This window comes from Vicinamibacteria bacterium (assembly GCA_035620555.1).
Lineage (GTDB): Bacteria > Acidobacteriota > Vicinamibacteria > Marinacidobacterales > SMYC01 > DASPGQ01.
Window position 1 is genome coordinate 1 of record DASPGQ010000389.1, and the last position, 13,958, is coordinate 13,958.

The window sequence follows — 13,958 nt, forward strand, 5'->3', positions numbered from 1 at the left end:
CGAGGCATCTGCGGCTCTTCAGGCGGCAAACCCGCCTGTTCCCGCAAGACCGCCTTTCTCGACAGCTTGACCTTGCCTTGGGGGTCGATATTGATGACCTTCACCAGGATCTGATCTCCCTCCGACATCTCGCTCCGCACGTCTTTCACGCGATAATCCGCGACTTCGGAAATGTGCAAGAGGCCGTCGGTTCCCGGAAGGATCTCGACGAAGGCTCCAAAGTCCACGATCCGCTGAACTTTTCCTAAGTAAGTCTTCCCGATCTCCGGGACCGCGGTCAGTTCCTCGATGATTTGGATTGCCTTTCGGGCGGATGCCTCGTCCACGGAGGCGATGGCCACGCTCCCATCGTCCTCGACATCGATCTTGACGCCCGTCCTCTCGATGATGCTCCGAATCATCTTACCCCCGGGTCCGATGACGTCTCGGATCTTGTCCGTGGGAATCCTCATCGTGAAGATCCTGGGAGCGTAGGCGGAGATCTCCGCACGAGGGGCTTTAAGGGCGCCCGCCATTTTCTCGAGAATGAACATGCGCGCACGCCGCGCTTGTTCTAGCGCCTCCGCCATGATCTCCCGGGTCAACCCTTTGATCTTGATGTCCATCTGAAGCGCTGTAATCCCGTTCGCCGTGCCGGCGACTTTGAAGTCCATGTCGCCATAGTGATCTTCGGCACCGGCGATGTCGGTGAGAATGGCATACTTCTCGCTTTCCTTGATCAGCCCCATAGCGATCCCGGCAATGGGCGCTTTCAAGGGAACGCCAGCATCCATCAGGGCAAGACATCCGCCGGTGACGCTCGCCATGGAGGATGAGCCATTCGATTCGAGGATGTCCGAGACGATCCGGATGGTGTAGGGAAACTCGTTCTCACCCGGAATGACGGGCAGGAGCGCGCGTTCCGCCAGCGCTCCGTGGCCGATCTCCCTGCGCCCCGGTCCGCGAAGAAACCGCGCCTCCCCCACCGAGAAGGGAGGAAAGTTGTAGTGGAGCATGAAGCGTTTCTCCGACTCTCCTTCCAGCCAGTCGAGTATCTGGACGTCATCCGAAGTTCCGAGCGTTACCGTGACGAGAGCCTGTGTCTCCCCCCGGGTGAACAGCGACGAGCCGTGAGTGCGGGGAAGCACCCCGACCTCGCAAGTGACTTCTCGAACCTCATCGAATTCACGCCCGTCGAGTCGGCGCCCCTTCTCCAGAACCTCGTCGCGGAGCACTTTCTCCGAGAGCCGTTTCAGAGCAGCCTCGGCTTCCGCCGCTTGTTCGGGCTCACGCTCCGCCATTTGCTCCCTGAGGCTCTTGTGCACGCGATCCACCGCGCGCTGCGAGTCGAGCTTGCCCTTGGTTCGCATGGCTTCGCCGAGATGTTCCAGAAAACTCTGCTCGACCTCGTTTTCGAGCGCTTCGTTCCGAGCGCGGGGCACTACCTCGAGCTTCGTCGGTGACAGGGCCTGGAACAGCTCTTCCTGAATGGCGGTCAGCTTCTTGATCTCCTCGTGAGCGAGGGCAAGAGCATCGACCATTTGAGCCTCGGGCACTTCATTGGCGCCGGCCTCCACCATCACGATGGCTTCTCCAGAGCCCGCCACCGTAAGATTCAAATCACTGATCTTCAGCTGCTCGAACGTCGGATTGATCACGAATGCGCCGTCGACGAAACCGACTCTCACCGCACCGACTGGTGTGGGAAACGGGATGTCGGAGCAATAGAGGGCGGCCGAGGCCCCGGTGACCGCTAGAACATCCGAGTCGTTCGCCTTGTCGGTCGACAGTACGAGACCGATTACTTGCGTCTCATGATGCCAGCCATCGGGAAACAGCGGGCGAATCGGCCGATCGATGAGACGACTGGTGAGGATCTCTTTTTCGTTCGGTCGGCCTTCCCGTTTGAAGAAGCCTCCGGGTATCTTGCCCGAGGCGTAGAAATTTTCTCGGTAGTCGACCGTCAGGGGAAGAAAGTCGATTCCTTCCCGAACATCCTTGGACGCACATGCGGTCATCAGAACGACAGTGTCACCCATTCGTACTAGTGCCGCGCCGTTAGCCTGCTTGGCCAACTTCCCCATCTCGATGGTGAGGACACGCTCGCCGATTTGAACTTCCTTGCGATGCATCATTCCCTCTTACTCCTTCTCGTCCGGAGCTCCTGCAAGTCACGCCGATCCGGTGTCGTAATAGTGGTCTCGATCTAGATCAGCTGGTAATCAGCACCGCCGTGACGGCGGCCCCACCAAGGAAGGAAGGGACTCGGTCTAAAGTCGATCGATTCCGAGCGGCTGCGGTACCTTACGTACCGTAGGGTCGAACGCAGCCAGAACCGACATATTTTACTTGCGAATACCGAGTCTCTGGATGACTCCGCGATAGCGGCCGATGTCTTTCTTCTTCAGATAGTCCAGGAGCCGGCGCCGCCGACCGACCATCTTCAACAGTCCCCGGCGCGAGTGATGGTCCTTGGCGTGGGTCTTGAAGTGCTCGGTGAGGTAACCAATACGCTCACTGAGGATCGCAATCTGGACCTCGGGTGAGCCCGTGTCGTTCGTGTGGAGTCGGTAATCTCCGATCAGGCCGGTCTTCTTGTCCTTGGTGAGCGTCAATAACAGGTCCTCCGTCTTGGATCTCTTTTCCTTTCTTTTTTGCTTGCGGAATGGTAGCACAGGGCAAGATCGGTGTAAAGGATTAGACTCTATGGGCTTTTTCGCTAGCCCAAACCATGAGCGGCCGAAGTGAGCTTCCGCAACCCCCGAGACCAGCCACGGCGACGAGCTCGCCGTCGGGATCGAGAACTCGTACCGAGCCATCGAGACGGCTCCCGGCCCAGGGAAGGTCCTGCCCGAGCGCTATCGACGACGCCGCGTCGTGACCGACGGTGACCGCCGCGAGATCACGCAGGGCGGTACTGGGTGCGAGAATCCGTTCCTGCAGCCGCCGATTGGCCGCCAGCTCCTCGACGTCTTTCAGAGGCAGGGCTTCATCTAGTTTGAACGAGCCGATGGCGGTTCTCCGGAGCGCCTCGAGATGGGCGCCCATCCCGAGCCTCCGACCGAGATCATGGGCGAGAGAGCGAACGTAAGTTCCACCGGACGCCGACACGAACAAGCGGGCAAGGGGCGGAGCGAGCTCGAGCAACTCGATTCCGCGCACGTGCACCCGTACGGCCTCGTGAGTGACCGCCTTGCCTGCCCGTGCGAGACGGTAGGAACGCGTACCGCCGACTCTCTTTGCCGAGAAGGGGGGCGGTATCTGATCCTGGACGCCTAGAAACGTGGACAACGCGTCCCGAATCTCGTCCTCTGGGGGACACCTGTCGATCGGCTCCCCGACGATCTTGCCAGTGCGATCGTAAGTATCCGTGGCGAAGCCGAATCGCACCGTGGCAACGTAGTCCTTCGGCAAAGGGCTCAAGAATCGGGCGAGTCGGGTGGAACGACCGATGCACAGGATGAGGAGACCGGTGGCGAAGGGATCGAGCGTGCCGGTGTGCCCGACCCGCCGGATACCCGTGGCGCGACGAAGGCGATGCACGACGTCGTGCGAGGTGAGGCCTTCTGGTTTGTCGACGAGGAGAGTCCCCGTCAGGCTCACGTGTCGTCTCCTTCGTTCTCGCGTGTCTCGCGAATCAGCTCCTCGAGACGAATGCCGTATTCGACCGATGGGTCGTAAACGAACTCAATGTCGGGTGCCGCCCGAAGCCCCAGCCGTTCCGACAGCCGTCGCCGAACGAACCCCGTCGCCCCTTCGAGGGCGTCCATCGCCTTCTTCCGTGTGTTCTCGTCGCCCAGCACGCTCACGTATAGCTTGGCATGTTTGAGGTCAGAGCTCACCTGGACACGGGTGCAGGTGACGAGTCGTACTCGAGGATCCTTGATCTCGTTTTGCAGAATCTCCGCCGTGTCCATTCGAAGCTGTTCGGCCACGCGCTCGGGTCGTATCCCGCGCTCGCCGCGGCGTCGAGTCATCGGTTACTCGTAGAGCTCGAGACGTATCCCAACGAGCTCGGAGGGAAAATGCCGCTCGAGCTCGCGGCTGACCGCCTCGAGCTCGGATTCCAGCACCGAGCGAGTCCCGCTCACCGAAACGGCACAGAGCTCCGCCCGTTGCCACAGTTCGAGATAGCCCGTTTCGGCAATGGCGACGTTGAAACGTCGCTTGAGCCGGTCTTTGATCGACTTCACCGTGATTCGCTTGGCTTTCAACGAGCGCGCCTCGGGAAAATGTAGCTCGATGACGATGAGGCCTACGATCGGTGCACCGGATTCTCGATCCGCTCTGGCTCGACTCGACACGACTTGAGTTATCGGCAAAAGATCGGATTCACCGATTGGGGTGGCACCGGCGCAAGTCATGAGCGTCGTCGCCTATCCGCGCTCGTCTCCCGTTGCCGGCGCCCCTCGCACGATGGAAGCTCCGCGTTCGTATCCGAGCCGATTCTATGCCTTTTCCATCGCGAAGGCTTCGATGACGTCGCCGACTTTCACGTCGTTGTAACCCGCCAGGCCGATACCGCATTCGAAACCCTCTTTGACCTCGGAGACGTCGTCCTTGAAGCGGCGAAGACTCCCGAGCTTGCCCTCGAAGACGACGACGTTGTCCCTCAGCAGTCGGGCATCGGCGCTTCTGGCGATCCTCCCCTCGATGACGTAGCATCCCGACACCGTACCCACGCGAGGGACCTTGAACAGCTCACGGACCTCGGCCCGCCCCAGCACGACCTCCTTGAACGTAGGCTCGAGGAGACCTTCGATGGCCTTGTTGAGTTCGTCGGTCACGTTGTAAATCACCGTGTGGAGGCGGATGTCGATCGCTTCCTTTTCCGCGAGCTCACTCGCCGTCCTCTCGGGGCGCACGTTGAATCCGATGATCACCGCGTTGGACGCCGAGGCCAGAATGACGTCGGTGTCGGTGATGGCGCCAGCGCCGGCGCGGATGATCCGAACTTTGACTTGGTCGGTGGACAGCTTGGTCAGAGTATCTTCGAGCACTTCGACCGAACCCTGGACGTCCGCTTTGAGCACGATGGGAAGCTCCTTGACCGAGCCCTCCTTCACCTTCTGGTGGAGCGCGTCGAGTGTGAGTCGCGCCGACGAGGCCAGCTCACGCTCTCTCAGCTTCTGCTGACGGAACTCGGATATCTGTCGTGCTTTCGCGGTGTCGGCAAAGACCTGGAATTGCTCGCCCGCCTGGGGAAGCGACGTCAGGCCCAGGATCTCGACGGGAGCGGCCGGGCCGACACTCTTCACCTTGTGTCCCCGGTCGTCGAACATCGCTCGCACCTTACCGTAAGCCGCCCCGGCGACGAACGGGTCTCCCACGGTGATGGTCCCATTCTGAACCAGCACATGAGCCACGGGGCCTTTGCCCTTGTCGAGCTTGGCTTCGAGCACCGTTCCCATTCCTGCGCGAGAGGGATTCGCTTTCAGCTCGAGCAAGTCGGACACCAAAAGGATCATTTCGAGCAGCAAGTCGAGACCCTGTCTCTTCTTCGCCGAGACTTCGCAGTAGACGGTGGAGCCGCCCCAATCCTCGGGAGACAGATCGAGCTCGGCGAGCTGCTGCTTCACGCGATCGGGGTTGGCGTTGGCCTTGTCCACTTTGTTGATGGCGACGAGAATGGGAACGTTGGCCGCGCGCGCGTGGTCGATGGCTTCCCTCGTCTGCGGCATGACTCCGTCGTCGGCCGCCACCACGAGCACTACGAGGTCGGTGACCCCGGCACCTCGGGCTCGCATCAGCGTAAACGCTTCGTGACCCGGTGTGTCGAGAAACACAATCCCCCGGCCGTTGACATCGACCGAGTAGGCGCCCACGTGCTGCGTGATACCCCCCGCTTCCTTCTCCACGACCTTGGTTTGACGGATGGCATCGAGCAGGCTGGTCTTCCCGTGGTCGACATGGCCCATGACCGTGACGACCGGTGCGCGAGACGCCAGGTCCTCGGGCTTTTCTTCGACGCTCTCTTCACGAAGCACGTCCTCTTCGAAACTCAGGATCTCGGCTTCGGCGCCAAAGGACTTGGCCACTTCGGTCGCCGTTTCGGCGTCGAGAGTCTGATTGATTGTCGCGAGCACTCCGCGGCCGAGCAAAACTTTGATCACGTCTTTGTGCTTGACTTCGAGCTTCTCGGCGAGCTCCTTGACCGTGACTCCTTCGGTCAGAGTCACGCTGCGGTGAATCTCGGGGACCTCGATGCGGCGCTCCTCGATGCGCGGCGCGGGCTCGGGCAAGGCGTGCTCGGCGACTTCGACCGCCGCGGACCGCTGGGGCCCGCGTTTCTGCTTGCGTTTCGGCTTCGCTTCCGCGCCACGAGCGCGTACGGTCTTGATCGGAGCCGCCGGTCTCGGTGGGGCGGGAACCGGCTTCATCTCCTCTCGCCGCGATCTGGGCGGAGGCGCCGGCCGCGGCCGGATGTACTGAGACGTGGGCCCGGGGACGAAGGCCTTCGGCGATGGTGGTGTCGACGGAGGCGCCGCGGCCGGGGGCTCCTCTCGAGCGGGTGGGCGCGGCTCTGGTGGAGCCGTTGGGGGGCTCACCGACTCGGCTCGAACCTCCTTCTCCTCCACTTCGACCGCAGCCGGAGCGTTGGCGGCCGCGCCAAGCTCGTTGGTTTCGACGACGACGGGCTGTGGCGGCGGAGCCTCCACTTCGGCGACAGCCTCAACCGTCTCTGGCTCGGCTTCGGCTTCGCGGGCGAGCTCGGCTGCGACACGATCCGCTTCCTCGGCGGCAATCCTCTCCTTCTCGGCCTGGGCGGCCCGAGCGGCTTCCTCTTCCCTCTCCTTCTCCCTGCGCTTGAGCTCTTCCTGCTCTTTCTTTGCCTGTTGCCTCGCCCGTTCTTCGGCCTCCATCTCGGCGAGAAGAGCCTGGCGCGCTTTCTCGGCTCGCCGGTGGCGAGCCGCCTTCGCCCGAGCTTGGGTGTCGTCCTCGGCGGCGAGGGTGGCGGGAAGCTTCTCTCGGCGACGCGCTCCGCTTTTTTCGAGACGAAGCATTCGCTTGAGCTTGGTGGCAGTATCCTCTTCGATCGTACTCGAGGCCGACTTGACACGGATCTTCAGCTTGGATTTGAGCAGCTCGATGGTCTCGGGGCTCGTCATTTCCAGCTCCCGGGCCAACTCGTAGACTCTGACCTTGTCCATCCTACAGCTCACCTCCCGATGCGTCCTCGAGACCACCTTCGGCGACTTCCGGGGCCGCGGATGCGGACTCCGGCTCCTCGGATACCCGAGCGTTCTCCGCCCCCGGGCGCATCTCGTCGAAGTAGGCTCGAGCCGCGACCACCAGCTTCTCGGCCGTTTTGTCGCCGACTCCGGGAACGTTTCGGACGGTGTCCGGGGCGGCGAGAAGCTTCTCGAGCGAAGTGATTCCATGGGCGACGAGCTTCTTTAGAGTCTTTTCTCCAATTCCCTCGAGGACGCGGATGTCGGTCTCGGCCGAAGCCATGGCCGCATCCATCTGGCTCTGGACCTCACGTTTCTTCTCCTCCTCGCTCTTGATGTCGATCTTCCAGCCGAGAAGGCGTGCGGCCAGCCGGACGTTCTGTCCCCGCTTGCCGATAGCAAGCGAGAGTTGCTTGTCCTCGACGATCACCTCCATGATCTTCTCTTTCTCGTCGACGATTGCGACCCGGCTCACTTTCGCAGGGTTGAGGGCGTTCAATGCGAACGTCCGCGGATCATCGTCCCACTCGACGATATCGATCTTCTCCCCCCGCAGCTCCCGAATGATGTTCTGTACCCTGGCTCCCTTGATCCCCACGCAGGCTCCCACCGGGTCGACATCCTTGTCCTTCGAGAACACGGCGACCTTGGCGCGATCACCGGGCTCTCGAACGGCATTCTTTACGATCACCGTTCCCTCGTAGATTTCCGGGACTTCCATCTCGAACAACCGGGCGAGAAGCGACGGGTCGGTTCGGGACACGATGACCTGAGGTCCCCGGTGCGTTCGGGAGACTCTCACGATGACCACCCGTATGCGTTCACCCGGATTGAAGACCTCCGCCCGCGACTGTTCCCTCCGGGGCAGGAGAGCTTCGGTTTTGCCCAGATCCACGACGAGGTCGCCCGTCTCGGCACGCTTCACGATACCGGTGACGAGCTGTCCGACCCGGTCCCCGTACTCGCTGAAAATATGGTCTCGTTCCGCTTCGCGAACTTTCTGAAATATGACCTGCTTGGCGGTCTGAGCAGCGATGCGACCCAATGCCGCGGTCGGCTTGTGGAGCTCCACCTCTCCTCCGAGCTCGGCCTTCGGGTCGAGGCGTCTCGCTTCGTCCAGTGATATCTCTTCGGAAGGATCCCCGACGTGGGAGACGACCCGTTTGACGAGGAACACGTCGACGTGTCCGGTCTCGCGGTTCAAGCGGGCCTTGTAATCCTCCTCGGTCCGGTAGTATTTCTTGGCCGCCGTAAGAATGGCGTCCTCCACTGCGGATATGATCACCTGGGCGTCGACGCCCTTTTCACGGCCGATCTGCTCGATGAGCTGATAGAGCGAGCTCATGGCCGCCTTCCCTCTTCGCGGCGCGGAAGCTCCACTTCGAGACGCGCTTTTTCGATCGCTCTCAGGGGGATACGAAGAGTCTTCCCTTCGACGGTTGTGAGCTCGACTCCGCCCTCGACAATGCCCCCCAGGCGGCCGAGAAAACGGCGCCGACCGTCGAGGGCCTCCTTGGTCTGGATCCTCGCCAGTTTCCCGGCAAATCGCTGATAGTCGCTCTCGCCATGCAGGGGCCGGTCGAGTCCGGGCGTCGAGACCTCGAGGGTGTAGGAGCTATCGATGGGGTCCTCGACGTCCAATAGCACGCCCAGACGCTCGGAGACCCTTTCGCAGTCGAGAAGCCCTACGCCGCGATCTTCACGGTCGATGTCGATAAAGACGCGGAGGACCCATGAGCTCCCCTGGCGCTTGAGCTCCACCCAGCCGAGCGAAACCCCTTCGGCCTCGGCGGCGCGGCGTGCCAGCGTCTCGAGAGTCGGTAGCAATGCGTCGGCGTACATCATCGGATCGAGAGACGGGGCCAGGGTTGCAACCACCTCGTCCAATCACCTCGTCTTTGCTATGGAGTCGCGCGAAAGAAGCTTCGAGCGTTCAAACCAATAAAAAAAGTGGGCACGGTGCCCACTCCGTGTCTCCCGTCAACTCGGTCCAATATAGTCTAAGCCCCCTACCGAATTCAAGCGCTCGCCGAGATGGGTGCGGCTTCGGTGACGATCCGCCCGATCAGGTCGTAGGAGTGGGCCTCGGTAATTTGCACCTCCACGAAGCTTCCGGCGAGAGCAACGCCGTCGTTGATGAGAACGCACCCATCCACGCCCGGTGCCTGTCGTTCGGTTCGCCCCGACAGCAACAAATCGCTTTCCTCCGAGGGTCCATCGACGAGAACCTTCGTCCTTCGTCCCACCCACCAGCGGTTCTTTCGGGCTGAGATCTCCCTTTGCTGAGCCATAAGCCGGTTCCGCCGACGCTCCTTCTCTGCGGAGCGGATCGCCTCTTTCTCGACCCAAGCCTCGGTGTCTTCTTCGTTCGAGTAGGTGAAAACGCCCACGTGATCGAGCTCCATCTCGGAGCAAAAGCTCATGAGCTCCGCGAAGTCGTCTTCGGTCTCACCAGGGAACCCCACGATGAACGAGCTGCGTAGCGCGAGACCGGGTACCGCTTTCCGCACTCGCTCGATAAGGGCCTCGTTGCTGCGCCTCGAGCCCGGGCGCTTCATCCGTTTCAGCACGCGGTTACTGGCGTGCTGGAGTGGCATGTCTAGATAGCGACAAACGCCCGGCACCTCCACCATGGCGCGAAGGACCTCGTCATCGACCGTCGTCGGGTAGGCGTAGAGAAATCTCACCCATTCGATCCCCGTCACCCGAGCGAGCTGTCGCACCAGCTCAGCCAGACCGTGGCGCAACCCGAGCTCGACTCCGTAGCGAGTCGTGTCTTGCGCCACGAGCACAAGCTCGCGAACTCCCTGAGAAGCCAGGGCTTCGGCCTCGGCAAGGATGGATTCAGGAGTGCGGCTGCGGTAAGCCCCGCGAATCTTGGGGATGATGCAAAACGTGCAGGGATAGTCACACCCTTCGGAGATCTTTACGAACGCATAGTGGGCCGGTGTCGTCGTGATTCGGGGTGCCAGATGATCGTAGAGATAGGCCGCACTGCCATCGGCCGCGAGCGAGGCGATTCGCCGCTCCCCATCACGACAGGCCTCGACGATTCCGTCGAGATGATCGAGGCCGATGACGGCATCGACTTCGGGCAGCTCGGTGGCGATTTCCCCGGCGTAACGTTGGGCAAGGCAGCCGGCGACAACGAGACGACGACAGTTGCCGCCTTTCTTGTGACGCGCCATCTCCAGAATGGCGTCGATGCTCTCTTGTTTGGCGGCCTCGATGAAACCACAGGTGTTGACCACCAAAACCTGTGCTTCCTCGGGACGGGGCGTGATCTCGTAACCCGCCACCTTCAGGTGCCCGAGCATCACTTCGGTATCGAGCAGATTTTTCGGGCAGCCCAGGCTGACGAATCCGACTTTGGTTCCCTTTTTCATCAACCTGCTAGGTTAACTCACCCGGCGAGAAGCATCCAGTACGTCAACGCGATGCTATGATGGGTCCCGTGCTCGAAACGTTGGTGATCCTCCTGGCGTTCGGCACCGGTCAGCAGGCCGAGCCAGAAAAGCGGGACGATGCGGGGCGAACGCCCCTCATGCTCGCCGTCATGGAGGACGATGTCGAGACGGCGGAACGTCTCATCGCCGCGGGGGCTGACGTCGACGCGGCAGACGCCTACGGGCGGACCGCCCTCATCCTCGCGGCACAGAGCTCTCTCGAGTCGGTCCGGCGGCTGATCGCTGCGGGAGCGGACATCTCACGCCGAGATGATCTCGGGACCAGTGCTCTCAGCGTCGCCCTCGAAGCCGGCCGCACGGACATCGCTTCAGAGCTCCGGGCCGCGGGGGCGATCGAGAGCCTCGAAGAGCGACTCGATGAGGCCGTCCGTGCGGGGAATCGAGCCGAAGTCTCGAGACTCATCGAAGCGGGTGCAGACGTCGACGCACTCGACACCTCTTCTTATCAGACACCGCTCATGACGGCGATCGAAAGGCGCGACATCGAGATGGTATTGGTCCTCCTCGACGCCGGTGCCGATCCCACCCGCGAGGGTACGGGGATCGAAACGACGGGCGAGAACGCACTTACGTTCGCTGCCCGGCAGGGAAGCACCTGGGTCTTTCTGAGGCTTCTCCAGGCCGGGGCACAACGTGACGTCATCGAGCGCGCCGCCATCGCCGGGTGCCAGCATCGCGACGTTCTTCGGGCAGCGCTCGGCGCTGGAGTCAACGTGAACTTGAGAGGACCGAGGGGGTTCACGCTGCTCACCTGTGCCGCGTCCGCGGGTGCCACGGAGACGGTATCATTTCTCATCGACTCCGGTGCCGATGTCAGTGTGCGGTCGAACGACGGCCGGACGGCACTCGATTGGGCCGAGCTCGGAGGCCATTCCGAGGCGGCGGCACGACTCCGTCAAGCCCTCGCGCGCTGAACCATCTTTTTAGTGCAGGCCTCCCGAGCGGCGCCGGTCGCATCTGCCGCGAGATCGGCGCGCAGCGCCGCAGAGGCCGAGCCGTGGCGGACGATCAGCTAGAGGTCCCGCCACGGCATTTCACGGAGATAAACGATACAGCATGCGAGGAAAGGGTATCGCTTCGCGGAGATGATCGAGCTTGCAGATCCAGGAGACCAGACGTTCGATGCCCATGCCGAAGCCCGAGTGCGGCACGCTGCCGAACCGCCGCAAGTCCAAGTACCACTGGAAGTCCTTTTCGGGTAGGCCATGCTCCTTCAAGCGGGCGCGGAGAAGCTCCAGGTCGTGGATCCGCTGTCCGCCGCCCACGATCTCGCCGTAACCCTCGGGCGCGAGAATATCCACGCACAGCACCCGGTCGGGACGATCGGCATCCGGCTGCATGTAGAACGCTTTCACCGACGTGGGGTAGTGGGTCACCGCCAGCGGCCGGTCGAGCTCTTCCACGAGCGCGGTCTCGTCCTGCGCCCCGAAATCGTTTCCCGGCTCGAAGCCGGTTTTGTCGGCGAGCTTCTTCGCCGCTTCATCGTAAGTCATGCGGTAGAAAGGCTTGCCGACGGCCTCGAGTGGCGAGACGTCGCGTTCGAGCACGTCCAGCTCCGCCTTCCTTCTTCCCAGCACCGACTCGACGATGGCGCAGATGAGATCCTCGGCAAGCTCCACGGTGTCCTGAAGCTCCGCATAGGCCACCTCGGGCTCGATCATCCAGAACTCGATGAGATGACGCCGTGTCTTGGACTTCTCCGCACGGAAGGTCGGGCCGAAACAGTAAGTCTTGCCCACCGCCATGGCGATGGCCTCGTTATAGAGCTGCCCGCTCTGCGAGAGAAAGGCCGACTGGTCGAAGTACCGGGTCTCGAATAGCGTGGTGGTGCCTTCGCACGCGTTGGGCGTGAAGATCGGAGTGTCGGAGCACAGAAAGCCGCGACCGTCGAGAAATCGCCGCGCGGCCACGATGACTTCGTTGCGGATCCGGAGGATGGCGTGCTGACGTTTCGAGCGCAGCCAAAGGTGACGGTGGTCCAGAAGAAAGCTCGTCCCATGTTCCTTGGGCGTGATCGGATAATCCTCCGCCAGGTGATGCAACACGAGCTCCTCGACCGTGAGCTCGTAGCCCCCAGGAGCACGAGGTTCCTCTCGAACCAGGCCGCGGAGCTCGATGGCACTTTCCTGCGTCAGGGTCTTCGAACGCTCCCATACCTCCTCGGACACGTCGCTCTTGGACAAGACGGCCTGCATGAAACCGGTTCCGTCGCGGAATATCAGAAACGCCAGCTTTCCGCTGGAGCGCCGGTTGTGAAGCCAGCCGCGGAGTGTCACCGAATCACCCACGTGTGCGCTCAGCTCTTCGATGTATACCTGGCCTCGATTGCTCATCGCGACGTGCTCTCCATTTACTGTAACTCCGGGAGCTGCCTGGCCAAGACCCGCCTCAGCGTAGCAAAGCGCGAGTTTCGCACCAAGTTGTCCCGAACCAGCCCCAGGGTCGGTGCGAGGTAGGGACGATAGACCTCGTTTGCCCGGTGCACGATTTGATAGCCAAACGTTCCCAACGCCTTCAAATTTCGCTGGAGAGCCGCAAGATCGTACTCGTTCGCGACGTCGACGCCGAGGGCGCGGGAAAATCGCTCGGTCATTTCCTTTACGAGCTCGACCGTATGCACCACGTATGAGTCGTTCATGAGTGAGACCAGGTCGTAGACGCGCGGTCCAAGGCGTGCATCCTGAAAGTCGATTACCGCAAGTTCATCATCGCTGCATCGAATGAGGTTCCGCGAGTGGTAATCCCGGTGGCACAGGGCGTAGGTTTGCGAAGCAAGCTCCCGGGCGATGTTCTCGAAGCTCGCTTCGAGGGCCAACCCGTCCTCGACGTCGAGCCTCGCACCCCTCAAACCCTCGAGAAAATGGGTCCGAAAGAAGGACAGCTCCTCACGAAACTTCCGGTCGTCGAACGCGATTCGTAACGCCAGGTGGCTTCGCGGCGAGAGGTCGCGGGCTCCGATTTGTAACTTCGTGAGAAGATCGATCGCTTCCGCATAGAGCTGTCGTTTGTCGGCGCGACGATGGGTTACTTCGTTCTGGAGGAGACGATCTCCTAGATCTTCCAGAACAAGGATGCCGTCCGGGCCCATCGATTCGTAGACCCGGGGAACTCGAATGGTGAGGGTCTGGAGCAGGGCAAGGGTGTCGAGAAACGGGAGCTGATCGGGCTCGAATGGCTCGGGAAGAACCGCGATGATTCGAGTCTGGTCGTCGTCGAGACGGACCCGGTAGTACAAGCGAGTGGAGGCATCTCCCGCGAGCTGACGAACCTCCGACGCCGCCAGGCGTTCGACGAGCGCTTTCAAGCGCTCGGTTGCGGTCGCTGCGAATTCGTGCACGAT

At 61.8% G+C, this 13,958-nt stretch carries 12 protein-coding genes; 1 reads left to right on the top strand and 11 read right to left on the bottom strand.

Features of this window, described 5'->3' with window-relative positions; all coding sequences use genetic code 11:
* From pnp to rimO, 9 genes are all read right to left on the bottom strand, one after another.
* A partial coding sequence (pnp, locus tag VEK15_15760) for a polyribonucleotide nucleotidyltransferase (GenBank protein HXV62156.1) occupies positions 1-2,114 on the bottom strand: 2,114 nt, incomplete at its 3' end.
* A gap of 210 nt (positions 2,115-2,324) precedes the next feature.
* Positions 2,325-2,594, bottom strand: coding sequence for a 30S ribosomal protein S15 (gene rpsO / locus VEK15_15765; GenBank protein ID HXV62157.1), 270 nt, complete (start codon positions 2,592-2,594; stop codon positions 2,325-2,327).
* A gap of 82 nt (positions 2,595-2,676) precedes the next feature.
* Entirely contained in the window at positions 2,677-3,582 is a 906-nt protein-coding gene (gene truB / locus VEK15_15770) for a tRNA pseudouridine(55) synthase TruB (GenBank protein ID HXV62158.1), read from the bottom strand.
* Positions 3,579-3,956: a 30S ribosome-binding factor RbfA gene (gene rbfA / locus VEK15_15775; protein HXV62159.1), complete on the bottom strand. Its 378-nt coding sequence runs from the start codon at positions 3,954-3,956 to the stop codon at positions 3,579-3,581. Before rbfA ends, truB begins: the two co-directional genes overlap by 4 nt.
* Positions 3,957-3,959: 3 nt before the next feature.
* Positions 3,960-4,283 (bottom strand): DUF503 domain-containing protein, encoded by a 324-nt coding sequence (locus VEK15_15780; protein HXV62160.1) that lies wholly within the window; start codon positions 4,281-4,283, stop codon positions 3,960-3,962.
* A gap of 144 nt (positions 4,284-4,427) precedes the next feature.
* Complete coding sequence (infB, locus tag VEK15_15785; GenBank protein HXV62161.1) at positions 4,428-7,130, bottom strand: translation initiation factor IF-2; 2,703 nt, start codon at positions 7,128-7,130, stop codon at positions 4,428-4,430.
* 1 nt (position 7,131) lies between these two features.
* Entirely contained in the window at positions 7,132-8,496 is a 1,365-nt protein-coding gene (nusA, locus tag VEK15_15790; GenBank protein ID HXV62162.1) for a transcription termination factor NusA, read from the bottom strand.
* Positions 8,493-8,993 (bottom strand): ribosome maturation factor RimP, encoded by a 501-nt coding sequence (gene rimP / locus VEK15_15795; protein HXV62163.1) that lies wholly within the window; start codon positions 8,991-8,993, stop codon positions 8,493-8,495. Before rimP ends, nusA begins: the two co-directional genes overlap by 4 nt.
* A gap of 176 nt (positions 8,994-9,169) precedes the next feature.
* A complete protein-coding gene (rimO, locus tag VEK15_15800; protein ID HXV62164.1) occupies positions 9,170-10,537 on the bottom strand; it encodes a 30S ribosomal protein S12 methylthiotransferase RimO in 1,368 nt (455 codons plus the stop codon).
* A 68-nt stretch (positions 10,538-10,605) separates the two neighbouring features.
* On the opposite strand from rimO, the gene VEK15_15805 reads away from it, so the two are divergent.
* Positions 10,606-11,532 carry an ankyrin repeat domain-containing protein gene (locus tag VEK15_15805; protein ID HXV62165.1) on the top strand — a complete coding sequence of 309 codons (927 nt, stop codon included), beginning with the start codon at positions 10,606-10,608 and terminating at the stop codon, positions 11,530-11,532.
* A gap of 120 nt (positions 11,533-11,652) precedes the next feature.
* Here the strand turns inward: VEK15_15805 and asnS are convergent, their stop codons facing one another.
* The gene (asnS, locus tag VEK15_15810; GenBank protein ID HXV62166.1) at positions 11,653-12,951 is read right to left on the bottom strand and encodes an asparagine--tRNA ligase; all 1,299 of its coding nucleotides are present in this window, start codon (positions 12,949-12,951) and stop codon (positions 11,653-11,655) included.
* Between the two features lie 17 nt (positions 12,952-12,968).
* Entirely contained in the window at positions 12,969-13,955 is a 987-nt protein-coding gene (locus VEK15_15815) for a phosphotransferase (GenBank protein HXV62167.1), read from the bottom strand.
* Positions 13,956-13,958 lie beyond the last annotated feature (3 nt).